Raw genomic sequence first — 22,390 nt, 5'->3', positions numbered from 1 at the left:
ATGTATAAGTGCGCTATTACCCTGTCAACTTTGGTACTTTTCTCCTGATGTGCTTTTGATATCGTCCTCTCTTCCCCTCCTCCGGTTCCGGAACCCGAATGGCTTCTTCCCTCACACCGTCCCGTCTCATCGGCAATCTTGCCGCAATCGCAATCCTTCCCTTGGGAGCAGCGTTTCTGTGGGACCAATGGATTGCGTCGTGGTTTGGCTATCAGCCGACGGCGATGTGCACAATCGTAGGCCCGGTCGTAAATGTCGCCGGTTCCGTTGGTGTCCTGCTGACCACGTTGGGCGTGGTCAGCAGGGCTGTGTCGCGGTTCCGCAGCGAAACGGGTGTCGCCTTGATCATTGGAGGGGTCGCGCTGTTTCTCGCACCTGCGGTTCTTCCGCACTACCTTGGCGCAACGTGTATACCCTGAAAAAATCGCGCCGCGCTGCGCGCGCTACCCCTGGGGGAGTCCCCCCAGCCCCCCCCCCCGTGCCTCACGCAAAAATTGTGGCGTACCCCAGGGGGGCTGTCTGCCCCCCTGGACCCCCCGAGGATATTTGAAAGAGGAATGGTTTTTGATCGGCTTGTGATGCGGCTAGTAAAGCGCGCGCAGATCCCGACGGCCATCGACGACATGGACGATTTCGATGACATCGATCGGACCATCGTCGGTATTCGGCTGGGTCTCGTAGAGGACGACATAAGGCGCCTCGACAAGCATCCGTGCAGCGGGAGAAATATCCTCATGACGCTGCCCCAGGCGCGGCTGATCAACCAACAGCAGGATCTTCCCGCGCAGACGGGCGGCATACCGATCGGCCGCAAGCGGCTGCTCGCGTGCGATATCCTTATAAATTTTCTTCAGGCCAGAACGGGCAGCCTGCGTCCAGACGATTTTAACGGGCATGCGGTGCGGCAGACTTGGCTTCCTGGCGCAGTTCTTCGCGCGCTTCATCGAGGATATCGTCGAAGTCCATGGCAACCGCAGGACCACTGGCTTTGCCTTCAGCCCAGAGCGCGCGCAAGCGGGTGATATCGCCCTTGCGGCCTTCCCACTTTGCAGCCCAGTCCCGCATCGCTTCGCGGATGATCTCGCTGCTGCTGGCGTAGGCGCCACTTTCGACCGCGTCGCGTAGCAGCTCGGCCTGCTGTGGCGTCATCGAGACACTGATTTTTTCGACATTGGCCATGGGGCACCTCCACACTTTTATGGTAGGAAAGCTTACCACCAGACTGACACCCTGCCAAGTATCTTGAGCATTGGCAAAACCCGCGCTCTGTGATTCACTGGGTACACGGTACAGGCAGGGATGCCGATGACCGTAGAGGAATGGGCGCCATCACCTTCGGGTGGTGGCAACCTCCAAGCTCCGTACGGCCTCCCTGAGGCGTTTTCATCCCGCTGCCGACGATCTCCTTATATTTGACCTGCAAAACCTCTCACGGCTCGATTCCGTGCGGCTAAAGCGATGCCTACCCCCTAAGGATCATTCCTCTTGGAAATATCCTCGGGGGTCTGGGGGCAGACAGCCCCCAGGGTTACTATTTGGATATTGGAGAACATCGATCGTGAGCGTTTTTGTCAAAAACATGCGGATCGATGTACGGTATCTGACAAATATTCCGGATCTGACCGACAGTGCCAAAAATCTTAAAACCTAATCCAATTGAAAAAATCAGAGGCGCAGCCTCGTTTTTCTAGTTTTCTATGTTTTTATCTAAGTTTTAAGTAAGTTTTAGGCTCAAAAAGCGCCTTTTTATTATTCTGATTCAATGGCTTGGGAAGGGGCTATGTCGGCCAAGTACGGTTTGTCGTCGGTCAAAAACGGTTTGTCGTCGGTGAAGTACGGTTTGTCGTCGGTGAAGTACGGTGCAACGTCGGTCATGTACGGAAGCGACAAAAACTATCCACAGGCCTACCGCGAGCAAATCCGCCGATTTTTGTCGTCGGCCAAGTACGGAGGCACGACAAAATTTGTCGTCGGTAATGTACGGAGATCGACAGAATTTTTGTCGTCGGTCAAAAACGGAGCTACGACAAAAAATCAGGAAGCTTCGATGGTAACGGTGTCATTCTTGCCGTAGCCTTCACGTCGGCGCATATGCAAAAGCATGCCTTCCTTGCCTTCTTCAAGCGCAAGATCGAACTCGGGAAGAGGAAACGCCTGCGTGCGGGATACGAATTCCCTGAGGTCATAGGCGAACTTGCGGAACTCCTGTTCGGAGCTGCTGCGGTCGTAGACCTCTTTGACGTAATACTTGGCTGGAGATTTTCCGGCCGCCTTCCGGGCGAGGCGATAGATGAAACGGCCTAGACCGGAGCTGATCAGGAAGTAGTCCTGGTGGAGCGTGAGCAGCGGGAGCGTCGCCTCGTTGCGCACGACGCTGTTGTAGACCCAGTCGGGAATGGTGATCTCGATGAGATCGATTTTGTTGGCGCCGGTCCGGCTGACGACGCTGTAGCCGTTGATCAACGGGCGGCTATCAACCGCGCGGCGCTTGCCGCCAGAAAGGTTGACCACCTTGATCGTCGTGTTAGCAAGCCGGTCAAGCGCGGATTCCAGGTCCTCATAGGATTTGCCGCCATCAGAACGCCGGCAGAACTTGAGGATATGCGAGGCGTTGGGCCGATAGACCTTCGGTGGCAGCGTCGGTCGCAGGCCCTTCTTCTCATCACGGCGGAACTGCTGAACTTCCTCCGCGAGGTAGGACACCATGTTCAGGAAGATGTCGTAGTCGAATACCGTGGCCATGCCGCTCTCGGCGCCACCCTCGATCGTGATCAGACTATCTTTCAATTCGTACTTCAAAACGCCACGACTTGACCGCTTGCTGAGTGAGAATGGTGCGACGTCCATCAGGTTGACGTCGTCCTTGATCGGCGCGTCATAGATCGTGGGCACAAAAAACATCAGCTGGGCGTCGTCGTGTGGCGGCTCGCGCAGGACCCTTTTCGGGTTGGTTTCCTGCATCAGGACGGCGGTGACGTCGTCCTTCAGATGGCCGGTCCGGATGGCTTCACCCAGGCTCCGCAGGGCGCGGTTGAGCTGCCCTCCCCCCAACTCGTCGAGCTTGAGATCCGCCCAGACGCGGCGGCTGTAATAGCGGCGCAGGCGGCTCAGCGCGTCCTTGTCCAGTTCCACGCGGTCACGCTCGTTGGCCTCGGCAAAGCGGTCGGCGAGGTCCTGCAGGAAGGTGTTTTTTTCGTGCAGGCTGAGGGCCGCGAACTTGTCGCGGGGCATCAGGTCGAGCGGGGAAGACTTCATCAGGTTACCTTATCGCTACTCCGGTACGTCACCAAGCAAAGGATGCCGGTCTGGCCACAATGCAGGCAGAAATGCCGATTTTGCAGAAAATCGTAAAAGCGTAATTGCGCTTTTACGCTGCAAATTCCTTTTCCAGTAGTTCGCGGATAACGTCGGCCATCTTGGTGCCGCGCATGGCGCACTGGGCTTTGATCCGCTTGTGGAGGTTCTCGGTGACATCGATCGTCAAGCGCTTATTGGCCTCGACTTCGGCGTGCAGCGGCACGACCTTGCCAGGCTTAGGACCTTCGGACACATCGACAGTTGTTTCTCCGACCCATGCGTCGGCTGCCGCCGTCGGCTTCGCGATCGGCATTTTCATGGTAACCGTCTTCTTGCTCATGCGGCTTTCCTTTTCTCTTGTTTTGTCATGAGGAGCTTAGCCAGAGACGCTACCTCGCGCGCGGCTTCTCCCTTGGGCTCGACTTCCAGGACGGAGAGCCCCTGCCCCGCGCTCTCGGCATAAATGACGCGCTGGTGAAGCGCGGCCGGCAACACGGGGATATCTTCAAACTGGCCGAGAGCTTCGGTGACGTCGCGGCCGATCGCCGTATTTGCGATTTTACGATTAATCACAAATACGCCCTTGAGGTTTTCTTTGAACTGCTGGGCCTCCTGGATCAACCGGACTGTCTCCGCCGCTGCCCAGATGTCGTAGGGCGACGGCTGGACGGGGATCAGCACCACATCGCTGGCGAGAATGGCGGCGCGGCCGAGTTCGTTCACACGTGGCGCACCGTCGATGACGACAACCTGGTAGTCCTTGGCGATGTCGGGCAGCTCACGGTGCAGAGTGGCTTTGGCCATGCCAACCACGCTGAAGAGCGGTTCGGCGTCACGGGCGGCTGACCACTGGAGCGCGCTGCCCTGCGGGTCGGCATCAACGAGAAGGACGCGCAGGCCGGATTTTGCGAAGGTCGCGGCGAGATTGACTGCAATGGTGGTTTTGCCAACCCCGCCTTTTTGGCTGAGGACGCCTATGATCATGTCGTCGCCTTTCTGTAATTGCTGTGAATCGCATTTACGATTTCACGATGCGGCAGTGTTGGCCAGTCGTGGTTAAGGCTTTATTAAGAGCACTGTTGGAATCAGGTCACATTTACGATTTTACAGAAAATCGTACCGTTAGCCTATGGGCTTGTCAGGGGCAGCGGTCTCTGCTGGAATAGTGCTCTCAGAGGGGATTCCACTGCATGAAGTTATACCGTTGCGGCGCCATTCTAGTGGCGGCCATGCTGGCGGCCTGTTCGGGTAAATCCGACAAGGTCTGGATCGTCGTCGATTTTACCGACGCCAGCGGCCGGCCGGCCCAGATGGCTTTCGATAACCCATCCGTACCCGATATGACGCTCGCAGACTGCGAGGGCTCTCTGTCGTCTGCCGGCCCAACGCTGATGCAGGGGATTCTGACCCATAGCCCTGGGGCCAAGTTCGGGACAGCCAAATGCGTGCAGTCGGCAGAAGATCCCATTAAGCCGAAAGCGTAAACACGGTTTTCTGTATTTGCGATTTTACGGATACCAACCATGAACGAAACCCTTGATCTGATTGCCAACGCAGCCTCGATCCTGACCGCCGTGGTGGCTGTCTGGGCGTTCTGCACTTACCAGCTGACGCGCTACTGCCGGCGCCGGCGACTGGAAGCGTATCTGAAGGACGAATGGGGCATAGGTGACGACGGTGGTCAGCGCACCGTCCTGCACCTGGTGGCGCAGCTCGGGATTGCTGAAGCCGAAATCATCGATGCGGCGTTCCGCAGCAAAGTGATCACGCGGAAGGTATCGCGTGACGAGCAGGGGAGGGCGGATCGCTTGTTCCTGGTCTATAAGTCGGATGATGACGACCATCAGCCTCGCCGTGGGCGCTCAAGATTCTAAAGCTGGCCGTCGTATTTACAGAAAAACGTAAATACGACGCATATAGTTGCTGTTTTTATTAATGTATTTTAGAGGCGATTCGCACTTAACGGTGAACGATCGCGTTTACGCTTGCCGTCGAGACCTGTGCTTTGTGCCGACAACCTTTGCCGGGCATGGTGCACTCAAATCGAACGACGAGGCGCGTGATGAATAAAAATGAACTGGAAGTGACGATCGGCTGGCTAAAGATCCGGGCATCGGGTCTGGCTGCCGTGGTCGTCGTGGCCACAGGTGGGCTGATCGTGTTTAGCGTGCTGATGAGGGCAGGGGTCTTCATGTCGTGGATACGATAAATCGCAAATACGATTTTGCGGAAATTGAGTATGCCGCAACCACAATTCACAAGAAACACATAACCTTAGATTGTGAGGAGAGAGGGCATGATGTAGTATTGGCGGTAGAGGATTCCCATGAACGACTTAATTGCCAAGCTCTCGTCTTATGACATTTTCATCAACATCATCCCAGGCGCGGTTTTTGTCTTCTTCCTGTCTTCAGCCGGCTTATACACGCTCCAATCCGACACCATCGTCGGTAACTTGGTGCTGTATTACTTCGCTGGGTTGATCATCAGCCGGATCGGCTCGGTAATCATTGAACCGCTGCTCCGTGCGAGCGGTTTTGTGAAATATAACCGCTATTCGGACTTCATCATTGCTTCGGAGAAGGACGCCAAGATCCAGACGCTGCTGGAAGCCAGCAATCTTTATCGAACGGTCATTGCTCTGATTCTCGTATGTGCCATTGCTTCAAGCTGGGATCTGATCGCCAGCTGGATCCCATTTGAAAAGCGCACCTGGATCCTCGTCGGGTGCGTCGGCCTGGCCGCGCTTTTCCTGCTCTCGTATCGGAAACAGAACAGCTTCATTTTCAAACGCGTCGGTCACCACACCCGCAAAGCGGAGGACGTCTGACCCATGCAGATCCGCATTTTCGACGTCGAGCATGGCGGCTGCGCACTTGTCACGACCGACAACGGCCAGCACTTGCTGATCGACTCAGGCCACAATTCGACGACTGGCTGGCGACCTTCTGTCTACCTGCCGCAACAAGGGATCCATTCCCTTGAGCGTGTTATCATCACGAACATGGACGAAGATCACGCGAGTGATCTGCACCGCCTCCGCAACGCCGTACACATCGGTGCCATTTACCGGAACCCAACCGTCTCGCCAGAGACTATTCGATACTTGAAGGGCCAGGACGATATCGGCCCGGGCATTGATGCTCTTGCGGATATGATGACGACCTTCACCGGCGGCGTGCCAGCCGTTCCCGATCTGGGTGGCATCACCTTCGATTTCTTCTGGAATTCGTATCCTTACGAGTTTCAGGATGAAAACAACCTGAGCATCGTCTGCATTCTTCGCTATCCTGGCCTCAACGTTTGCTTTCCCGGTGACATGGAACTCGCCGGCTGGCGCAAGCTTTGGGAACGGCCGGATTTCCGTCTTGCGATGTCGGACGTCCACATTTTGGTCGCGTCGCATCACGGACGCATGAACGGCTGCTGCCCGTAGCTTTACGAATACGGATGGAAGCCGCAGGCGACCATCATCTCCGATTCAGGCATCCAGTATGCAACCCAGGAAACGGTGGCCTGGTATCGCGCCCGAACCACGGGGTTCTCGTTGAATGGCGAGTTCCGCAGGGTCATCACAACCCGTCGCGATGGTCGCATTTTAATCGTGGCGAACCCGGGACAGGCGGTTCTGCAGGTCGGGATCTAAACCTCATGGTAGACCGGATCCGTGAAATTGACCGCGCCGAGGCGGCGGAATTCACAGGGGGGCCTTATGTCAATCGTTAAGTCTTTGTCGGTTGGTAACGGCGACATGTTCTATATCAAACACAACAGCGACAATTTCACGATCATCGACTGTTGCCTTTCACCCGATAACGAAGAGGAAATCGTTGAGGAGATACGTAACGCCTCAAGTGGGAAAGGGATAACGCGCTTCATATCCACGCACCCGGATGAAGATCACTTCGTGGGCCTGGCTTACCTTGATGATCAGCTGAATCTTCGCAACTTTTACTGCGTGGCAAACAACGCCACTAAGGATGTCGTTACGGAGTCGTTTGAGCGTTACTGCCAGCTCCGCGATTCTGATCGTGCTTACCATGTCTACAAAGGCTGCAGTCGGCGCTGGATGAATCAGAACAACGAAGAAAGGGGCTCTGCTGGGATCAATATCCTTTGGCCGGATACGGCAAACCAACACTACCAGGCGGCTCTTCAGGAGGCTGAAGAGGCAATCGCATTCAACAATATGTCTCTCGTCGCCAGATACTCGATCGAAAACGGGGCAAGCTTCATGTGGATTGGCGACCTCGAGACCGACTTCATGGAGAACATTGTCGATAACATCGTGCTTGAGAAGACCACCATCGTGTTCGCGCCTCACCATGGCCGCAACTCTGGAAAAGTCCCAGACTCTTGGCTGGTAAAACTTGATCCGCAGATCATCGTGATTGGGGAAGCTCCTTCCCGTCACCTGAATTATTATACAGGCTATGAGAAAATTACCCAGAATCGTGCGTGGGATATCACATTCGATGCCGTCGACAATAAGGTCCACATGTACGCTTCAAACCCGAACTATGGCACGAGATTTGATGAATTCGATAACGAGTACCAAGGCAAATTTGACGGCTATTTCGGGTCGGTCACCGTAGAAACCGAATACACCCTAGACGGCTAGAAGCTCGTTCCAGCGCGTCGTATAAGCCGCCGATCTCTGATCACTGCGTAACGCCCAAGCTTTCCGTGTGCCGCTCGCTGCAAAACTCACTGTCCCACGCCCGAACCGCTGATTGATGGCATCGAGGCTTGCCATCAGCTGCCGGCGCTCCGGAGCGTCGGCCTGGTGGAACAGCGTCCCCTGGATCTGCTCGGCCGAATGCAGGTCCAGACAGACCACGCTGGCCTTCTTATAGCGGTAGCCCTCGCGCCATACCTGGCGCACGCCATGTAGGGCGCCCCGGATCAAGCGGCTGGTGTCGGCCGTGGCGATCGGCAAATGCACGGTGTGTTGCCCTGAATACTGCGGCTCGTCCTCACGGAAGCGGTTGGTAATGAGGAATACCTGCAGGGCAGGGGTCACCAAGTTCTGCCGGCGCATCTTCTCGGCCGCGCGGCTGATGTAGGTCGCGACCGCTTCCTCCATCTCGTCGAGGGTTTCGACCGGCCGGCCGAACGACCTTGACGCCATGATCGTCTGGCGGGCGGCCGGTTGGTGGTCTAAGCCCATGCATGGCTCGCCCTGCAGCTCGAGCACCATCCGCTCCATGACCACGCTGAAATGCCCCCGGATCCATTTCGGATCGGCGTCGCGCAGCTGCAGCGGTGTCGTGATCCCGAGCGCATGCAGGCGCGCTTCCATACGGCGCGCTAGGCCCCACAGGTCAGTCAGTTCCAGGCGGGCGAGGGCGGCGGTCTGTTCGGCTTCCGTCATCAACGCCAGGACGCCTCCGGATTCCGGGCTCTTCTTGGCGATGCGGTTGGCCACCTTGGCCAAGGTCTTGCTCGGGGCGATCCCGATCGATACCGGGATCCCGGTCCACCGCAGCACGGTCGCGCGGATCTGGCGGAGATGGGTGTCCATCCGCGTTTCCAGGCCGGCCAGACCCAGGAACGCTTCATCGATCGAATAGATCTCGATCTCGGGCACGCTCTCGCCCAGGATCCGCATCACCCGTGCCGACATGTCGCCGTAAAGTGTGTAATTGCTGGAGCGGACAATCACGCCCTGCTCTTCGAACCTGTCACGGTTGAGATGCCAGGGCGCACCCATTTCGACGCCCAGGGCTTTAGCTTCGTTCGAACGTGCAATTACACAGCCGTCGTTGTTGGACAGCACCACCACCGGCTTGCCACGCAACGCCGGCTGAAACACACGCTCGCAGGAAGCATAAAAGTTATTGCAATCGACCAGGGCGATCGGCGCCGGCATGGTCTAAAACTTCCGGATCACGCCGCTGACGACGCCCCAGATCTCGAACTCCTGGCCTTCCTGGATGACGATATCGGCAAAATCCTTGTTCTCCGGATGCAAGATCACTGTGCCGCCCTTGGTTTGGTAGCGCTTGATCGTGAACTCGCCATCGAGCAGCGCCAGCACAATGCATTCATACGACGGGGTGAGAGCGCGGTCGATCACGGCGATGTCGCCGGGGAAGATGCCGGCGCCGATCATGCTGAGGCCGGTGACGCGGACGGCAAAGGTCGCGGCCGGATGCGTGATCAGCAGCTCGTTGAAGTCGAGCGGGCGGTCCAGGTAATCGTCAGCAGGGGAGGGGAAGCCACAGGGTGCGGTGGCGCCCACCAATGGCACGGTCTGCGCTAGGCGCGGCTCCACGTCCAAGAAGGCGTTAACGTCACCGGCACGGATCCCGCGATCGGCCAGCCGGCGCGCCAGATCAGCCAAGGGGACCGGAAGCCGCACCACCTTGGTCTCCATGCCACGAGGACGGCCGGCGCCGGCACGGCGGCCTCCGTGAGGGCGTGCAACTTTCATAATCCCGATCCCTAACTTGATTTTCGTAACAACAATCACACACCGCGATCGTTCCGGCTAGAGGTGGAGCGAAAAATAAAATTCTGGGATATGATGAGACCCTTATCAGGATGATCCATGCCCAAAGTCGCGCCGCTTCTTCTCATGTTCGCCCCCGAGTATTGGGGTGAGGTTACCCGTTTCGGCAAATACTACGGCGAGACCTATAAGCTGGAGAAACGTGACCATCGCGCTGTCGTTGGCGTCGGGGCGCATTTTGAGAAGTCGCTGCGTCTGCAAAGTCTGGCTGTGAAACTTAAGCCCGGGCTCGCGATTGACCATCAGCAGCTGGAGGAAAACGGGCATTCGCCGGCTGAGAATGCCTTTGAGCTGGCCACAGTGATCGAGGCTGCCTTCCTCGAACTCTATTCGTCGATCGACTGCACCGTGAAAGTGCTGCGGGCAATCTACGGCCCAGGCACACGCGGGTTTAAAGATTCGACGCGGGGACTGTTTCAGGATACGGACAAGCTGACCGGGTCCTTTCCGGAGCATTTCAAGCAGCACATTCGTGAGGCAACCTGGTTCAAGCGCCTGGTGAACCTCCGCGACGAGCTGACCCACCTTTCGACCGGCCATGTCTCGTGGGACGCGGAGGCAGATCGGGTCAACTACATGCACCACGGCCTGACTGAGGCCGACAAGCCGCTGATCATCGATGACGTCTTTGCCGCGCTGACGGATCTGACGGAGAGCGTTAATCGCTTCCTCGGCACCATCTTCCATCATTTGAACGGGACGCTAAGCGACAAGCCGGTGTTCCAAATCTGCGGCATGGTCGATGGACGCCTGCTGCAACGCTACATCAACCCGCAAGAGCGCCCTTTGTCCTTCAACAGTGGCCAATGTGGATCATGGATTTGGTTTGAGCAGCCGGACAACCCCACCTGTCCCTTTAAGGACACCTGCGGAGCCTATCTCAATAAGGCGCCAGCTCCCGTGTAAACCCCAATTCTTCTGTCAGAAAGCAGGTGCAGGAATCCCTGCAACCCTGCCTGACCGGCGAGGTCTGGGGGTCGCAAGGGCAGGGGTTTCAGGCGGCGGGCACACAAGCGTAGCGCGGAGCCTCGGGAGACCGTCCCCTTGCCCGCGCCAGGGGCGAAGCTCCTTAGGCAAAATTCCCTCAAATGGGTATCATCGTCCGTGGACTCATAGTCATCATTTCCGCGACTATGGGTTGTGACCGATTCGTATGAGCTAAAGCTGTTGGGAGATCGTATCCGCGACAAGCGGAAGCGGCACCAATGGACCCAAGAGCACCTAGCAGACGCCGCCAGCATTGACCGATCCTATATTGGTGGCGTCGAGCGGGGCGAACGCAATCTCACATTCACTGTTTTATGTCAGATCTGCCGCGCATTAAATTGCGATGTGGCCGAAATCACCGCTGGCATTCCAGAGGTATCGGCATGAAGTGGCTCCGAACGCTCGTTCTTTTTGACAAAGATGATGTCATTGATTCGTTGGGATGGGCGACCATCCACGAGAGTTATGTTCGGTCGATCGCCAGTATCGACTACCTCGAAGGCTCTGGCACACTCACCTTAAAGCGCAAGCAGCGGGTGGCTGGCGGCCAGTGGCAGCGGAACGGCGTAAACTACTTACGGGCTCGATTCCTAAATCACATGATCACAGCCGAAGGATGGAAAGCCGAAGGCGTTGTCGATCTATCCCGAGATCGACAACAACCTGCAATTCGGCTCTATCCAAGTAAAGAGCTTTACCGTGAGCCAATCACCTCTGACTTCGGCGGATTTGACTTTGTCACCACGGCCTCGGACGGACTGCGCGTCGCCATCGAGTGGGAAACCGGAAACATTTCCTCATCCCATCGGAGCATGAACAAGCTCGCGATCGCGTTGACCAATGGTATTATTGATGCGGGCGTTCTTATTCTTCCTAGCCGTGCCCTCTATGAGCATCTTACCGACCGGATCGGCAACATTGGCGAGTTGTCGGGATATCTGGCCATGTGGGAAAATCTAAAGGCAGGGGTTACAAAAGGCTTGCTCGCAATCACTGTCGTCGAACACGACGCACTGACCGACGGAGACCATCCTTATCTGCCGGCAGGTAACGATGGGCGCGCGCGAGAAGGGCGCGCCAAAGCCTCAAAAGCTTAATCCCATCTGACGCAATTCCTCGGGCTCGCACGAGCATTGAGGCGCAAGATCGCTTTGAATCCGATACTCAGCTGGAAGAGGTTTACCGGCCTTGCGGCGTCTCTTGAGATCGTCCCTGGTAAACAACACATTCTTGTTCGATTGAATTTCTGCGAGATGCTCGCGATCACCTTGTAGATCATCAAAGCGATCTAAGATCGCGGAGCAATCCAATTCCGACCCGATCCAACGGCGCCCGGTTAATTCGGCTGCGACATAGGTTGTACCCGAGCCGCCAAAAGGATCTAAAACAAGAGAACCAGGATCGGTCGCCATCGATACGATGCGATCCATCAACTTAAGAGATAAGCCATTAGCGTCGCGTTTTTTGTATTTCGCGTGGCGTACAGGCGGGATATCGCTCCAAACATCAGTCAGGCTCACACCTAACGGGTTCATCTTGTCTTTGTAACCGCCGTAATCTCGCAGCTCGCCCCCACAATGCTTACAGCAGGGTACAGGCAACCGGTCCGGATGAAAAATCGCCGGCCTGTCACCTTTGATAAAATAGAGCAACGAATAGTGCGCCGGATAGAGTCTGCCTTTAATAGGCAGCGAATACTTAATATCAACGGTAATCCAATGGCGGAACGTCAGCTTTTCACCAACGTAAGCGCCTAGGGGCAAATTCCATTTCGGCAGGTTATAGACGAACATGGCGCCGCCGGGCTTGAGTACCCGAATCATTTCATCAAGCCACTGCTTGCACCACGCCACATACTCATGGGATGCCAAGGAGTCGTTGATCTTGGACGTGTACGCTTTGCCGAGATTGAAAGGCGGATCTGCAAACGCGAGGTCAACAGTACCATCTTCGATCTGAGACATAACCTGAAGGCAGTCTCCCTGATAAAGGGAACCGAAGCCTGTGGTGCGAATGGGTATCATAGTCATCATAATTGCAGACGTGATATCATGACGCAAGCCGATTGTCAGCTTTTGCACGTTATCTCAAATCAGAATCCGCTCGATCTCGTCCAGGCTGACGTCATCGCTGCGGCGATCGTAGAGCTGGGTCGTGCGCGTGGAGGAATGGTTGGCGATGTTCGCTGCTTTCTCCAATGTCCCGCCATTTTTGAGATACGCGGTGATGCCGGTCGCGCGGAAGGTGTGATTGCACACGGCCGTGCTAATCCCGGCGCCGATCGCGCGGCGCTGGATCATGGCATAAGCTTCGGCCTGGGCCAGGGATGCTCCAGACAGTCGTCCGGTGCCTCGCTTGATTGTCTGGAACAAAGGAGCACGCGGCTCCTCCTTGAGGCCGGCTGCATCCATATAGTCGTCCAGGTATGCTTCTAAGGTGTGATGGCACGGCAGCTCAACTTGCTTGCCACCTTTCTCATGTAGGCGCACCCATAGTCTGCGGTTCTGCGGATAGACGTCGCGGACTGCCATCCCCCGGGCGGCGCCGATCCGCGCGAAGGTGTAGGTCATGAGCCCGATGAGCGCACGATCGCGCTTGCCGATCAAGGTGTCGGCCGGGATGCTGTCGAGCAGCTGACGGGCTTCCTCCGGAGATAGCACCGGCGTCTTGCCTCGCTTCCGGGAATGTTTTGGGCCGCGCACGGAATGCGCCGGGTTGATGGCCATGACCTGGCCAATCACCAACCAGTCAAACAAGTGACGGACGGCGGCCAGGCGCTGTTTGACGGTAGGTGCCGACAGGGTGCCGGCCATCTCCTCGATCCAACCGGCGACATGGATCGGCGTGATCGCCTCCAGTGATCGCGCGCCGCGTTCTTCGCACCAGCGCAAGAACTCCATAGCGGCCTTGGCATAGGAGCGTCGCGTGTTTACGTTGCGGATCTGCGCGGTGAAGAATTCCAGAAACCTAAGCCGCGCAGGTTCGCTCACCACAAGGGCGATAGGCAAGAAAGGCTGCGTGACCAAGTCCATCGTCATGGCTTTTTAGGGAAGATCCCGGCTTCCACTGCGGCTTGTTCCAACTGTTCGCCAATAACAAGAAGGTTTTCCAGCGCCTGCCGGTGGTTGTCGGAAATCACGCTGTCCAGCTCGTCATTGCTGATCCCATAAATCGTGCGGAGCATGGCTCGATCGGCCATTTGATCCGCAATCCGCTGCAATCGTTCACCAGCGGCTGCGCTTTTGGCGAGGAGGTCGTCGATCTGGCTCAGAACATGCTCCCTAATATCTATGATAAAGGACATTATCAAATATAGGAGCGCACGCAAGCCGATAGTTGTTGGCGGGGATTGCAATCGGCTCAAAATCTTGGCATGGCGACGTATCTGACTGAGGGAGATACAGGTGGCCGGCAGATCTAAACGAGCGTCCAAAGACAAGAAGACATTTATCGAGCGGTCATTGCCCTATGCCACTTTCGCAAGCACCGCTGCAGCTGTGGCCGCTGTCGCGATATCAGCAATGAACTACGCCGTGGCATCCAGACAAGCGATCACTTCAGAACGGTCATTCAAGGCCGCGAACCGGAACACCGAAATGGCCAGGCTGTTAACTGCTCTCCGTGACACCTGTATCGATCTCTATGCTTTGGGCGACGAATTCCATGATGGCTTGGCCGTGCGATACAATACTAATTTCAATTTGTTTCATCCCGAGCCGATGCCTGGAGGAGCGCAGCGCATTGTCATGATCGCAGATGTGCCAACCTATCCTGACACCAACAAACCCAAATTGATTGCCGAGGCTGCTAAGCTGGCGGACAAGGCTGACAAGACTGTTCATCAATATGAGATCGTGCAGCTCTATCTGACGGAAGATGAGGCGAAGGAAGCGGAATCATCAAACCTGGTATCGCCGTTTGAAGGGTTTGCGCTATTTTCTGCTTCTATAGCCAACCAGGAACTGAGTTCGCGTCGGATGGTCGAAGCCTTCCTGGTCTCGGGCCTGATATGCAATACGCTCCCCAAGAAACTTGCCGCTTGGTTTCGCAACTCGGACGACAACAAGCTGGACTACGTCCTGCGGCTTGAGGACGTGCAATTTCAATGGGCAAAATCAGAACAGGACTTTTGGCTGATCCGCGATCGGCGTGGACCAAGCTTGGAGGAACGTGACGAGATGCGCGGGCTTCCGAACCCTCTGCGATGGAACAATGTTCCGGTTCAGCAGGCGCCAGCGCCAAAAGCTGCAGGTTAGACTAAGCAGGTCCCCTGCAACCCTGCCTGACCGGCGAGGTCCGGGGGTAGCAACTGCAAGAGGGTTGGTGCGGTCCGCAGGCGAAGCCGAGGCTCGGCCCTCTTGAGGGCGCGAGGGGCAGGCGCCCCGTAGCAGGTTTCCGTAAATACGATTTTACAGAAATCAGTCCCGCGATCGACTTGCACGCCGTCACCAGCCCCGTCAATTTACTTGGACGCACAAGCAGTTACTCACGCCCGATATTAACGATTTATTAAAAGTTCGCGCGACCGGACTTGTTTTCAATCCTGCCGTGCGAAATGATGCTCTGGTTCAAGCTTTTCTCTTAGAGGAATACCATGAGTGTAGATCGCCGTGCTTTAGCATATTCAGATCAATTCGCACCGGTGCTTGTTAGCCGCTGCATTAATGCGGCAAAGGCCAATCGGCCTGACCTCATTCCGCAACCTATCCGCAGCTCGGTCGTCGCCTATGTGCAAGGCGGCCGGATGACCGTTGATGTAAACCAGTGGGCCAAAGATACCCTTTACGCCCACCGAGTTCGCACAGGCGGCGACTACCCCCTTCCACCGGAGGTTCAGACGCCCGGGCAAACAGCGGCTAAGGTCGGGGTGGTCGCGGCCAAGGCTGGCTTCGGCTTCGCCAAAACCCTCCTCAAACTCTCGAAATTCTAGCGTCGCGTGGCGCTAAACCGACGGGCTGACGAGAAGGTAGGTGTTGCCCTCGTCATCACCGTCCAGGGCGACGTCTACCAGTAAATCTTTGGCCGGCATGGCTTCCATGAAGCTACGGAAGGCCTTGGTGATCACGATCGTTTTCGGCATGGGGATGGCTAGGCTGTCACTAGCTCGGCTGATACAGGATGCGATGCCCGCCTCAAGGTCGTGGCTCGTCACTCTTTCAATCCAATCGGCCGCGAGTTGCTCGCGCTCGATGATGTTCTGACGAGCGGCAGCTAGATCGTTTTTCTGCGTGGAAACAAGCTGCCGCCAGTTCTGGCCGGATGTCGTCATGGACGTGTCTTTCGTTGCGGAGATCTTACGCCGCGAGACGAGCCCAGACAATGTATACACGATTTTGCTTCAGGCCCACCGTGGCGGAAAGGACCCACTTATGCTGGCACTGGCTTACCGGGATCTCCCGGATATCGACGCTGTGACACCCTTGAACGAGGACGATTTCGCCTGCTTGGCAGCCATTCGAGACGTACTAGCCCAACATGGCCGCCTCGACCGGTTCGGCATCACGCTGATGCACGGTCATTTCCCGATCGGCGAAAATGAGGTGCTGGTTGAGAGCTGCGACGACGAGGCGCGCATTCTCACCATGACCATCCAGCCGGCCAACGTGGTGGATCAGGGAAATCTTGTGCAGACTGCATGGCGTCTTTCAGACGGCGCCACCCTCGCTACCTGCCGGAACGCTTGCGTCGTATCTGACGGCAAGCATCGCTCTCGACATGTCACATCGCGCTAGGAGGCGCCCCCATGCTGAAGACCCTTGCCTCGCTCTTCGGACTGAAGCCGCGTCCGGACGGCTATAAACCCAGCAACATCTCGCTTGATCGAGCGCCACCCCCGCCGAGAACCTATTACAAGCTGTGGTCGCTTCGGTGCCAGGTGCAGAGCGCGCAGCGCTACCGGAGACCCAATGCCGTCAACACGGTCTGGTTCGAGGGGACCGAATTCAATGTGCGCGTCGTTCCTGAATTCAAGCACGCCCAGGTCAGCGTGGAAGAATTGTTCGATATCGCTGGCCCTAGCGACGTCCTGGAAGTCGTCTATGCGGAGCAGATCATCCCCATCATCAACCTGACTGCGAACCTGCCGGTTCTGGTCATCAACCAGAACACCAAAGGTTTCCATTTCGTCGAAGCCAATATCGCGAAGGCGGCGGACAGTGACAAAGGCGGTGAGAGCCAGCTTAAAAAGGAAATCGCGCAGTACGCCGAACGCCATCTTAAGGTGACATTTGTCTAAAAAGTCAGCCGTTCCAGAGGAACGGCTCATTCCGATCGAGAATGACGCGGACATCCGCCACATAGTAGACGGTGGTCTCGTAAGGAGCCGTTTTGACGGGCACGGGCGTATTGCGGAAGACCATGACAGGCTCGAGATTCGCCTGTTTCAAATAGACCGCAAGCGTCCGCCATTCGCGCCAACCTTCGAGCCGCTCGATGAAGTCCTTGCGTACCAGCACCGGCGACGTGAATTCATGCAGCTCCCGAGAGGGCATGCCGATCACGTCGAAAAAATTGGTCTTCATATGGTTATTGACGCTAATCGTCTCGCCGAGACGGGGTAGCTTGTCGAGATCCGTGCCGGCAAGCGCGGCATGAGCTTCGGCCAACGGCAGGGCCATGACGACATCGTTCAGATCCTTGTCGTCGTAAGCCTCGGGTTCCAACTCGGCGTGACGGCAGATTTTGGTCGCATACTGATCATAAAGGGTAGCAGACATTGGACACACTCAGGCTCTATTGGAAGGCTGCGGCTTTTGGGGGGAAACTGGGCTGGAAGCTGGGGACGGGATTTGTGGCGTTGATTGCGTGGCTAATTGCCATGAAATCACAACGGAGCCCCGAGTTGCAACAGGAACCACAGCCGCTGCGAAAAGCGCCTGTTCCTCCCGCGCCTGCTCCAGCGCCGCCCGCTCGTGTCACCACGCAAGATGTCCTGCCGCCTCAACCAGCATCGGCTGTAACCAGGATGCCGGCCGCGCCCCCTGCCCGGCCATCCATCAACACAATTTTGGGCAATGCCGACCATGCCATTTACGTGACCTCTGGCAGCAAGATGACCATTCCGCATCCGCGCGCGGAAGAGCTGCTTGAGCGCCTCGACTACATTCTATTCGTGGCGGCGCACCGTGACGGCGATCCGTTCCTCATACCACCAACGCTTGATGCCAGCGGGCCTGCAAAAGCCGATCTGGCCGTCGCCTCCCCGATGGATGATGGTGGATTTGAGACTGTGGAAAGGGTCGTGTTGGACATCGATCATGGCATCTGGATCGCCCGACTGGGCGCGCCTCGGGCACCGCTGACCACGCCCACTCGGAAGCTGGTCGAACGGTCTGACCAGATCAAAGCTGCACCCGTCGTCGAAGACATGCCGATGTTGGACGATGACGTGTTCGCGCCGGTCCGTCCTCGTGCGATACCCAAAGCCGACGGCGCACTCTGGCTTGCACGCACCGATCATCCGTCAAGGAGACTAGAGGCCGTTCATGAGCAAAGGTGAGTGCATCGCAGGCACCTCAATTGCCGTGAGGGTCGACCGCGTGAGAGGCTTCTAGGATGGACGTGCTCAACGCGCTCGCGATTGCCGTTTACCAGACCACGCGCTGGTCATTCATTATTCTCTGGTTTCTGATCCGCCTCCCCTTTCTGCTCGGTGGCAGGATAAATCGCCTGCGCCGCAAGGGCGGCACCCACGGTTCAGCTCGATGGTCGTCGCGCTTCGAGCAATGGTGGTATGGTGCGATCCGCGGCGAAGGCGTCATCCTCGGCCGCGGCGCCTTCGGGCGCCTGGTGCGCTTCTCCAAAGACGGCATGGTGATGGTCTTCGCCACGATGGGCGCCGGCAAGGGCATCGGCGTGGTGATCCCGTCCCTGCTTACCTATCGCGGTTCGATGGTGGTCACGGATCCAAAGGGCGAGAACTACGCGATCACGCGGGCGCGCCGGCGGACCTTCGGCAAGGTGCGGATGTTGGACCCTTCAGACATGGCACATTCCGAGCGCTTCAATCCGATGGACATCATTCGCGCCGGCACGCCGAATGAAGCGGACGACGCACGGGGTCTGGCCTCCCTGATGATGAAACCGGACGCCCGTGAATCCCACTGGGATGACAAAGCGGAATCCACGCTCCAGGCGCTCATCCTCCATGCCCTGCAAGAGCCCTTGCCCAGCCGAAACCTCGCGACCGTGCGCCGCCTGTCGGTGGGCTCAAAAGAGACATTCATTGACACGCTGGAGGACATCGCAACTCGCTCGCCCTCGATGACCGCGCGCGAGATCGCGTCCGGTGCCATCACCAGCTCGATCGGGAAGGACGGCGACTTCTCGCCGGAATTTTCGTCGATCCTCTCCAATTTGCAGAAGGCCACCGAGCCCTGGTCGGCGGGGGCGCCGGCTGGCATGCTCTCGGCGTCGTCAACCTTCGACCTGTCGGAACTCGTGACCGACGTCTCAACCTTGTTCCTATGCGTCGATGAAGAGCTGCTGACGGTTTACGAGCGTTGGCTGCGGGTCATGGTCGGGTGCGTCCTCAAAACGCTCACACGGGCGAAAACGGCACGCCCCAAGCGCAAGGTGGTGATGCTTCTCGACGAAGTCGCGGTACTCGGGCGCCTCGAACCTCTGGAGAAGCAATCCGGCCTGCTGCGCGCGTACTGTACGCCGGTCCTGATCTGGCAGAACATGCCCCAGGTCGAGCGGGTATACGGTCATGCGGCCGCATCCTTCCTGGCCAACTCCTCGGCCAGGGTATTCTTCGGCATCAACGACAACGACACTGCGCAATACGTCGCCACGATGGTCGGGCATACGACCACCCTGTCCAGTTCCTACGGCGTGAGCAAATCCGATGGCGGAGTGCGTGGCGCCAATCGCCAGGAGGGCCAGGCGGAAAGCGGCTACTACCTGATTGACCCCGCCGAGGTGCAACGCCTGCCACTCCACCGAGCGGTGATCAAATTCCGCCACGTACCGTTTTCGATCCAATGCAAGCGCATCGACTATCGCAAGGTCTGGCGTTGGCGGGGCTTGTGGGACAAGTGGGACGGTTCACCGACCGAAGGGTTCACCGAACCTCCGTCGCTGCAGAAGGCCGCAGCTACGGCGTCAGAGTCGCCCTTCCCTTTCCAACAGCCACCCCGCGATCCCGGTCTGTCGGCTGGCTCCCCTTAGTCCGACTGCTTAAACCCACCTTTTGCAATCATGCAGAATGTCATCATTGACCTTATCGAAAAGCAGACGGCTCGGATTGTGCTGCAGGCGGCGGACAAGCGTTAGGATCGCACTCATTTCGAGATGACATAGCTCGTAAGGAATTTGCAATTCACTCCGGAAGACGCTCAGCCCGAAGGCAACCGCGATGACGTGCGCGGGCGTTTTTAGCACCTGCTCCCGATAGGCATATAAACCGTTGTTGGGATCTGACTTGGCGGCGTGGAGCACCTGCACTTTGGTGTTGGAGAGTGCCTCGACCAGCATGTCGATGACGTAAGTGCGCGTGCGCTCTCCAGGCAGGGCGTTGGCGAGGAGGTTCATGAAAATGACGTGCGTCCGCTCCAGTTCCCCTTTGCTGACATATAGAGGAACCGAAAAATAGCGGCCGAGAACCCCGGCCGCATGCATCACAAGTTTGCGATATTGGGCGGTATCAATGAGGGAGACCGGCCCATCGAAATCAGAAGAAAGGACGGACACTTTGACTACTCGGCCGCCTTCTTTTCATTATCGAGCAGCCACTGGAACACGTCCTTCGGGGGTGCGACCAGGGGATCCGCTTGCGGCGGTTTCCTTTTTGGAGGAACTGCCAGGATCTCTTCTAAAACCGCCTTAGCGCGCTTTTCAATTTCCCTGCGCTCCTCGGGTGTGGGACGCAGCGATGCGTTACCGAGGATTTGCGATGGTGTGCGTGACATACAGTTCTCCAAGGCAGATGCCCCTGGGGCACCTGCCCCGTCAAAAGGGCAAGGTTAAGTGCTATTGAAATATAACTCGGAAACCCGTGAATCAATAATTAAAAATACACCATCCACGGGTATTTTCCGCACTTGCCAGTGCCGTTAGTCTGTAACCTGTGACGCGCGCCGGTCCATTTCATCGCGTTTTTGGATCTGTATTGTGATCTATACTTGGTGGCGTCTACCGTTGGCGACCGTTGCCACGACTGCGAGAGACTGATCGGCTCGGTCGAAGCCATCCAGCCACTTCACGGGCCCGTACGAGTCCGGTTTCGCGCCGTCGGTTTCCAAGGGCAAGGGCCATCTCAAGGCCTTTCAACAGCGCGCGGATCTGCGCAAGACGTTTCCGCGCGTGGACCGCTTTCTTTTCCGCCAGTGCTTTGCGCTGCTTTTCCTCGTCAGCAGCCTTCCAGCGATTAAAACGGAACTGCTTGCCCATAATCAGCCCTTCCGTTTTAAAAGAGGTGCGACGCTCCCAGTGATCGAGCTTCCGGCTTAACCGGTCGAAACGACGGTTCATGTCCAACAGGTCACGCTTCAAACGCTCGTCGTTGCCGACGAGGATCTTTTCGAGCCAGTTCAGGCGCGTACCCTTGTCATAGGCGGGATAGTCGCGCGTTCGACGACGGGGCTTTGCAGTTGGTCGTCCAGCCGGACGGCGATCGGCGCCAACCTGACGTTCACGGCTTTGCGGCGGTCGCCCCTGCTGAACCGCTTTGCGCGCGCGTGGCCCGACGTGAATTTCCGGTTCGCGGTTGAGAACCAGGACCTCGGCCCGGTCCTTGCGTGCCATCGCTTCTTCGAGCTGGCTGGCCAGTGTTCGGTGGTCAACGCGGTTGCGCTTACCCGCGCGCTCCAGCGCGGCATTACAAGCCACGGCCCACTCGGCACGCCAGGCGTTCAGCAATTCCTTGCTGTTCCATTCGCGGGTTTTCACAGGATCCAAACCGTCAGGCGTCGCGCGCCGCAACGTCAGCATGACATGCGCGTGAAAATTCTTGGCGTTCTGGCCCTGGTCAGGGATCGGATCATGCAGGGCGATGTCTGCAACCATCCCGCGTTTCACGAAATGTGCGCCGACGAAGTCGCGTACCAGATCAAGACGCTGATCGTGCGTCAGCTCGAACGGCAGTGCCATATTGAATTCACGAGCCAGCTGGGCGTCTTTCCGGGTCTCCATCGCCTCGACGGTATTCCAGAGAATTTCGCGATCTTCCAGCCAAGGCGCGCTTCCTGGTGGCGCCATGATCTCAGAATGCACCACACCCCCTCGCCGGCTGTAGTCATGGGACTGTCCCGCGTTGCGGTCGATCAGCCGCTCGCCAGCACGGTATGCGGCGGCAGCCACAGCGCTCGATCCAGGTCGGCGTGTACCGTCCGGATTGCGCTTGGCGTTGCGGCCAAGAATTTGCGCTGAGAAATGATAGATCGCCAAAACGGTCTCCGAGGCGCCAGCGCAACATCTGAAATCGTGCCCCCCATGGGGCAAACCTTCCGGCGGATTGCCACTTTTGTGGCTGCCGGAGCGCCTATGTTGCGAAGCAATGTATAAGTGCGCTATTACCCTGTCAACTTTGGTACTTTTCTCCTGATGTGCTTTTGATATCGTCCTCTCTTCCCCTCCTCCGGTTCCGGAACC

Annotated in this window: 31 protein-coding genes; 16 read left to right on the top strand and 15 right to left on the bottom strand. The window is 57.3% G+C overall.

Annotated features, from left to right (window positions below):
* Positions 1–584 precede the first annotated feature (584 nt).
* Both GGQ67_RS23960 and GGQ67_RS23955 read right to left on the bottom strand, forming a co-directional pair.
* Complete coding sequence (locus GGQ67_RS23960) at positions 585–896, bottom strand: type II toxin-antitoxin system RelE/ParE family toxin (protein ID WP_183902615.1); 312 nt, start codon at positions 894–896, stop codon at positions 585–587.
* Positions 886–1,179 (bottom strand): ribbon-helix-helix domain-containing protein, encoded by a 294-nt coding sequence (locus tag GGQ67_RS23955; protein WP_183902612.1) that lies wholly within the window; start codon positions 1,177–1,179, stop codon positions 886–888. Before GGQ67_RS23955 ends, GGQ67_RS23960 begins: the two co-directional genes overlap by 11 nt.
* Before the next feature lie 601 nt (positions 1,180–1,780).
* On the opposite strand from GGQ67_RS23955, the gene GGQ67_RS23950 reads away from it, so the two are divergent.
* Complete coding sequence (locus GGQ67_RS23950; protein WP_183902611.1) at positions 1,781–2,074, top strand: hypothetical protein; 294 nt, start codon at positions 1,781–1,783, stop codon at positions 2,072–2,074.
* Here the strand turns inward: GGQ67_RS23950 and GGQ67_RS23945 are convergent.
* The 3 genes from GGQ67_RS23945 to parA all read right to left on the bottom strand — a co-directional run bounded on the left by GGQ67_RS23945 (position 2,035) and on the right by parA (position 4,281).
* Positions 2,035–3,255 (bottom strand): replication initiator protein A, encoded by a 1,221-nt coding sequence (locus GGQ67_RS23945; RefSeq protein ID WP_246400310.1) that lies wholly within the window; start codon positions 3,253–3,255, stop codon positions 2,035–2,037. The two genes, GGQ67_RS23950 and GGQ67_RS23945, sit on opposite strands and share 40 nt — an antisense overlap.
* 112 nt (positions 3,256–3,367) lie before the next feature.
* Positions 3,368–3,637 (bottom strand): plasmid partition protein ParG, encoded by a 270-nt coding sequence (locus GGQ67_RS25430; RefSeq protein ID WP_183902610.1) that lies wholly within the window; start codon positions 3,635–3,637, stop codon positions 3,368–3,370.
* Positions 3,634–4,281, bottom strand: coding sequence for a ParA family partition ATPase (gene parA, locus GGQ67_RS23935; RefSeq protein WP_183902609.1), 648 nt, complete (start codon positions 4,279–4,281; stop codon positions 3,634–3,636). Before parA ends, GGQ67_RS25430 begins: the two co-directional genes overlap by 4 nt.
* A gap of 206 nt (positions 4,282–4,487) precedes the next feature.
* Here parA and GGQ67_RS23930 point away from each other — a divergent pair, with 206 nt between their 5' ends.
* The 6 genes from GGQ67_RS23930 (at position 4,488) to GGQ67_RS23905 (ending at position 7,918) form a co-directional block, all read left to right on the top strand.
* Complete coding sequence (locus GGQ67_RS23930; RefSeq protein WP_183902608.1) at positions 4,488–4,781, top strand: hypothetical protein; 294 nt, start codon at positions 4,488–4,490, stop codon at positions 4,779–4,781.
* Positions 4,782–4,820: 39 nt separating this feature from the next.
* On the top strand, positions 4,821–5,171 hold the full coding sequence (locus tag GGQ67_RS23925; RefSeq protein WP_183902607.1) for a hypothetical protein: 351 nt from the start codon (positions 4,821–4,823) through the stop codon (positions 5,169–5,171).
* A 188-nt stretch (positions 5,172–5,359) separates the two neighbouring features.
* Positions 5,360–5,506 carry a hypothetical protein gene (locus tag GGQ67_RS23920; protein ID WP_183902606.1) on the top strand — a complete coding sequence of 49 codons (147 nt, stop codon included), beginning with the start codon at positions 5,360–5,362 and terminating at the stop codon, positions 5,504–5,506.
* 117 nt (positions 5,507–5,623) lie between these two features.
* Positions 5,624–6,127, top strand: a complete 504-nt coding sequence (locus GGQ67_RS23915; RefSeq protein WP_183902605.1) for a hypothetical protein — start codon at positions 5,624–5,626, stop codon at positions 6,125–6,127.
* A gap of 3 nt (positions 6,128–6,130) precedes the next feature.
* Complete coding sequence (locus GGQ67_RS23910; protein WP_183902604.1) at positions 6,131–6,733, top strand: ComEC/Rec2 family competence protein; 603 nt, start codon at positions 6,131–6,133, stop codon at positions 6,731–6,733.
* 276 nt (positions 6,734–7,009) lie between these two features.
* On the top strand, positions 7,010–7,918 hold the full coding sequence (locus GGQ67_RS23905; RefSeq protein WP_183902603.1) for a ComEC/Rec2 family competence protein: 909 nt from the start codon (positions 7,010–7,012) through the stop codon (positions 7,916–7,918).
* Here GGQ67_RS23905 and GGQ67_RS23900 read toward each other — a convergent pair.
* Both GGQ67_RS23900 and GGQ67_RS23895 read right to left on the bottom strand, forming a co-directional pair.
* On the bottom strand, positions 7,907–9,169 hold the full coding sequence (locus GGQ67_RS23900) for a Y-family DNA polymerase (RefSeq protein ID WP_183902602.1): 1,263 nt from the start codon (positions 9,167–9,169) through the stop codon (positions 7,907–7,909). The two genes, GGQ67_RS23905 and GGQ67_RS23900, sit on opposite strands and share 12 nt — an antisense overlap.
* Positions 9,170–9,172: 3 nt before the next feature.
* A complete protein-coding gene (locus GGQ67_RS23895) occupies positions 9,173–9,676 on the bottom strand; it encodes a LexA family protein (RefSeq protein ID WP_183902601.1) in 504 nt (167 codons plus the stop codon).
* Between the two features lie 174 nt (positions 9,677–9,850).
* On the opposite strand from GGQ67_RS23895, the gene GGQ67_RS23890 reads away from it, so the two are divergent.
* The 3 genes from GGQ67_RS23890 to GGQ67_RS23880 all read left to right on the top strand — a co-directional run bounded on the left by GGQ67_RS23890 (position 9,851) and on the right by GGQ67_RS23880 (position 11,895).
* A complete protein-coding gene (locus GGQ67_RS23890) occupies positions 9,851–10,717 on the top strand; it encodes a hypothetical protein (RefSeq protein ID WP_183902600.1) in 867 nt (288 codons plus the stop codon).
* A 234-nt stretch (positions 10,718–10,951) separates the two neighbouring features.
* Entirely contained in the window at positions 10,952–11,185 is a 234-nt protein-coding gene (locus GGQ67_RS23885) for a helix-turn-helix domain-containing protein (RefSeq protein WP_183902599.1), read from the top strand.
* Complete coding sequence (locus GGQ67_RS23880; protein WP_183902598.1) at positions 11,182–11,895, top strand: BglII/BstYI family type II restriction endonuclease; 714 nt, start codon at positions 11,182–11,184, stop codon at positions 11,893–11,895. The genes GGQ67_RS23885 and GGQ67_RS23880 overlap by 4 nt, the downstream gene beginning before the upstream one ends.
* Here GGQ67_RS23880 and GGQ67_RS23875 read toward each other — a convergent pair.
* Genes GGQ67_RS23875 through GGQ67_RS23865 form a run of 3 tightly spaced genes read right to left on the bottom strand, consistent with a single transcriptional unit; the run spans position 11,884 to position 14,102 of the window.
* On the bottom strand, positions 11,884–12,879 hold the full coding sequence (locus GGQ67_RS23875; RefSeq protein WP_210279776.1) for a DNA methyltransferase: 996 nt from the start codon (positions 12,877–12,879) through the stop codon (positions 11,884–11,886). The two genes, GGQ67_RS23880 and GGQ67_RS23875, sit on opposite strands and share 12 nt — an antisense overlap.
* 6 nt (positions 12,880–12,885) lie before the next feature.
* Entirely contained in the window at positions 12,886–13,830 is a 945-nt protein-coding gene (locus GGQ67_RS23870) for a tyrosine-type recombinase/integrase (protein WP_246400308.1), read from the bottom strand.
* Between the two features lie 2 nt (positions 13,831–13,832).
* On the bottom strand, positions 13,833–14,102 hold the full coding sequence (locus GGQ67_RS23865; protein ID WP_183902596.1) for a hypothetical protein: 270 nt from the start codon (positions 14,100–14,102) through the stop codon (positions 13,833–13,835).
* Positions 14,103–14,202: 100 nt separating this feature from the next.
* Between GGQ67_RS23865 and GGQ67_RS23860 the strand changes: the two genes are divergently transcribed.
* Together GGQ67_RS23860 and GGQ67_RS23855 are read left to right on the top strand one after the other, a co-directional pair.
* A complete protein-coding gene (locus tag GGQ67_RS23860) occupies positions 14,203–15,054 on the top strand; it encodes a hypothetical protein (protein ID WP_183902595.1) in 852 nt (283 codons plus the stop codon).
* A 338-nt stretch (positions 15,055–15,392) separates the two neighbouring features.
* The gene (locus GGQ67_RS23855; RefSeq protein WP_183902594.1) at positions 15,393–15,728 is read left to right on the top strand and encodes a hypothetical protein; all 336 of its coding nucleotides are present in this window, start codon (positions 15,393–15,395) and stop codon (positions 15,726–15,728) included.
* 12 nt (positions 15,729–15,740) lie between these two features.
* On the opposite strand, the gene GGQ67_RS23850 is transcribed toward GGQ67_RS23855, so the two are convergent.
* Positions 15,741–16,067 carry a hypothetical protein gene (locus GGQ67_RS23850; protein WP_183902593.1) on the bottom strand — a complete coding sequence of 109 codons (327 nt, stop codon included), beginning with the start codon at positions 16,065–16,067 and terminating at the stop codon, positions 15,741–15,743.
* Between GGQ67_RS23850 and GGQ67_RS23845 the strand changes: the two genes are divergently transcribed.
* Together GGQ67_RS23845 and GGQ67_RS23840 are read left to right on the top strand one after the other, a co-directional pair.
* Positions 16,066–16,530, top strand: coding sequence for a hypothetical protein (locus tag GGQ67_RS23845; protein ID WP_210279775.1), 465 nt, complete (start codon positions 16,066–16,068; stop codon positions 16,528–16,530). The genes GGQ67_RS23850 and GGQ67_RS23845 overlap by 2 nt on opposite strands.
* Before the next feature lie 11 nt (positions 16,531–16,541).
* Positions 16,542–17,033, top strand: a complete 492-nt coding sequence (locus GGQ67_RS23840) for a hypothetical protein (protein ID WP_183902591.1) — start codon at positions 16,542–16,544, stop codon at positions 17,031–17,033.
* Between the two features lie 4 nt (positions 17,034–17,037).
* Here the strand turns inward: GGQ67_RS23840 and GGQ67_RS23835 are convergent, their stop codons facing one another.
* Positions 17,038–17,514, bottom strand: coding sequence for a hypothetical protein (locus GGQ67_RS23835; RefSeq protein ID WP_183902590.1), 477 nt, complete (start codon positions 17,512–17,514; stop codon positions 17,038–17,040).
* Here GGQ67_RS23835 and GGQ67_RS23830 point away from each other — a divergent pair.
* Both GGQ67_RS23830 and GGQ67_RS23825 read left to right on the top strand, forming a co-directional pair.
* On the top strand, positions 17,514–18,296 hold the full coding sequence (locus GGQ67_RS23830; RefSeq protein WP_183902589.1) for a hypothetical protein: 783 nt from the start codon (positions 17,514–17,516) through the stop codon (positions 18,294–18,296). The genes GGQ67_RS23835 and GGQ67_RS23830 overlap by 1 nt on opposite strands.
* A gap of 56 nt (positions 18,297–18,352) precedes the next feature.
* Positions 18,353–19,969, top strand: coding sequence for a type IV secretory system conjugative DNA transfer family protein (locus GGQ67_RS23825; RefSeq protein WP_183902588.1), 1,617 nt, complete (start codon positions 18,353–18,355; stop codon positions 19,967–19,969).
* Between the two features lie 9 nt (positions 19,970–19,978).
* Here GGQ67_RS23825 and GGQ67_RS23820 read toward each other — a convergent pair whose 3' ends face one another.
* The 3 genes from GGQ67_RS23820 to mobQ all read right to left on the bottom strand — a co-directional run bounded on the left by GGQ67_RS23820 (position 19,979) and on the right by mobQ (position 22,186).
* Positions 19,979–20,491, bottom strand: a complete 513-nt coding sequence (locus tag GGQ67_RS23820) for a hypothetical protein (protein ID WP_183902587.1) — start codon at positions 20,489–20,491, stop codon at positions 19,979–19,981.
* A gap of 5 nt (positions 20,492–20,496) precedes the next feature.
* Positions 20,497–20,709 (bottom strand): hypothetical protein, encoded by a 213-nt coding sequence (locus GGQ67_RS23815; RefSeq protein ID WP_183902586.1) that lies wholly within the window; start codon positions 20,707–20,709, stop codon positions 20,497–20,499.
* A gap of 223 nt (positions 20,710–20,932) precedes the next feature.
* Entirely contained in the window at positions 20,933–22,186 is a 1,254-nt protein-coding gene (gene mobQ / locus GGQ67_RS23810; RefSeq protein WP_183902585.1) for a MobQ family relaxase, read from the bottom strand.
* Between the last annotated feature and the right edge of the window lie 204 nt (positions 22,187–22,390).

This window comes from Rhizobium metallidurans (assembly GCF_014196505.1).
Taxonomy (GTDB): domain Bacteria; phylum Pseudomonadota; class Alphaproteobacteria; order Rhizobiales; family Rhizobiaceae; genus Rhizobium; species Rhizobium metallidurans.
The sequence above is the reverse complement of the archived record's forward strand: the minus strand, read 5'-3'. Positions and strand labels throughout refer to the sequence as shown.

Coding starts and splice junctions, on each gene's coding strand:
- GGQ67_RS23865 (WP_183902596.1), bottom strand. CDS start 14,102: ATGTCCTTTATCATAGATATTAGGGAGCATGTTCTGAGCCAGATCGAC.
- GGQ67_RS23955 (WP_183902612.1), bottom strand. CDS start 1,179: ATGGCCAATGTCGAAAAAATCAGTGTCTCGATGACGCCACAGCAGGCC.
- GGQ67_RS23945 (WP_246400310.1), bottom strand. CDS start 3,255: ATGAAGTCTTCCCCGCTCGACCTGATGCCCCGCGACAAGTTCGCGGCC.
- GGQ67_RS23815 (WP_183902586.1), bottom strand. CDS start 20,709: ATGTCACGCACACCATCGCAAATCCTCGGTAACGCATCGCTGCGTCCC.
- GGQ67_RS23960 (WP_183902615.1), bottom strand. CDS start 896: ATGCCCGTTAAAATCGTCTGGACGCAGGCTGCCCGTTCTGGCCTGAAG.
- GGQ67_RS23840 (WP_183902591.1), top strand. CDS start 16,542: ATGCTGAAGACCCTTGCCTCGCTCTTCGGACTGAAGCCGCGTCCGGAC.
- GGQ67_RS23850 (WP_183902593.1), bottom strand. CDS start 16,067: ATGACGACATCCGGCCAGAACTGGCGGCAGCTTGTTTCCACGCAGAAA.
- parA (WP_183902609.1), bottom strand. CDS start 4,281: ATGATCATAGGCGTCCTCAGCCAAAAAGGCGGGGTTGGCAAAACCACC.
- GGQ67_RS23900 (WP_183902602.1), bottom strand. CDS start 9,169: ATGCCGGCGCCGATCGCCCTGGTCGATTGCAATAACTTTTATGCTTCC.
- GGQ67_RS23915 (WP_183902605.1), top strand. CDS start 5,624: ATGAACGACTTAATTGCCAAGCTCTCGTCTTATGACATTTTCATCAAC.
- GGQ67_RS23895 (WP_183902601.1), bottom strand. CDS start 9,676: ATGGAGACCAAGGTGGTGCGGCTTCCGGTCCCCTTGGCTGATCTGGCG.
- GGQ67_RS23880 (WP_183902598.1), top strand. CDS start 11,182: ATGAAGTGGCTCCGAACGCTCGTTCTTTTTGACAAAGATGATGTCATT.
- GGQ67_RS23870 (WP_246400308.1), bottom strand. CDS start 13,830: ATGGACTTGGTCACGCAGCCTTTCTTGCCTATCGCCCTTGTGGTGAGC.
- GGQ67_RS23920 (WP_183902606.1), top strand. CDS start 5,360: ATGAATAAAAATGAACTGGAAGTGACGATCGGCTGGCTAAAGATCCGG.
- GGQ67_RS23950 (WP_183902611.1), top strand. CDS start 1,781: ATGTCGGCCAAGTACGGTTTGTCGTCGGTCAAAAACGGTTTGTCGTCG.
- GGQ67_RS23910 (WP_183902604.1), top strand. CDS start 6,131: ATGCAGATCCGCATTTTCGACGTCGAGCATGGCGGCTGCGCACTTGTC.
- GGQ67_RS23835 (WP_183902590.1), bottom strand. CDS start 17,514: ATGTCTGCTACCCTTTATGATCAGTATGCGACCAAAATCTGCCGTCAC.
- GGQ67_RS23890 (WP_183902600.1), top strand. CDS start 9,851: ATGCCCAAAGTCGCGCCGCTTCTTCTCATGTTCGCCCCCGAGTATTGG.
- GGQ67_RS23825 (WP_183902588.1), top strand. CDS start 18,353: ATGGACGTGCTCAACGCGCTCGCGATTGCCGTTTACCAGACCACGCGC.
- GGQ67_RS25430 (WP_183902610.1), bottom strand. CDS start 3,637: ATGAGCAAGAAGACGGTTACCATGAAAATGCCGATCGCGAAGCCGACG.
- GGQ67_RS23855 (WP_183902594.1), top strand. CDS start 15,393: ATGAGTGTAGATCGCCGTGCTTTAGCATATTCAGATCAATTCGCACCG.
- GGQ67_RS23905 (WP_183902603.1), top strand. CDS start 7,010: ATGTCAATCGTTAAGTCTTTGTCGGTTGGTAACGGCGACATGTTCTAT.
- GGQ67_RS23930 (WP_183902608.1), top strand. CDS start 4,488: ATGAAGTTATACCGTTGCGGCGCCATTCTAGTGGCGGCCATGCTGGCG.
- GGQ67_RS23845 (WP_210279775.1), top strand. CDS start 16,066: ATGGACGTGTCTTTCGTTGCGGAGATCTTACGCCGCGAGACGAGCCCA.
- GGQ67_RS23925 (WP_183902607.1), top strand. CDS start 4,821: ATGAACGAAACCCTTGATCTGATTGCCAACGCAGCCTCGATCCTGACC.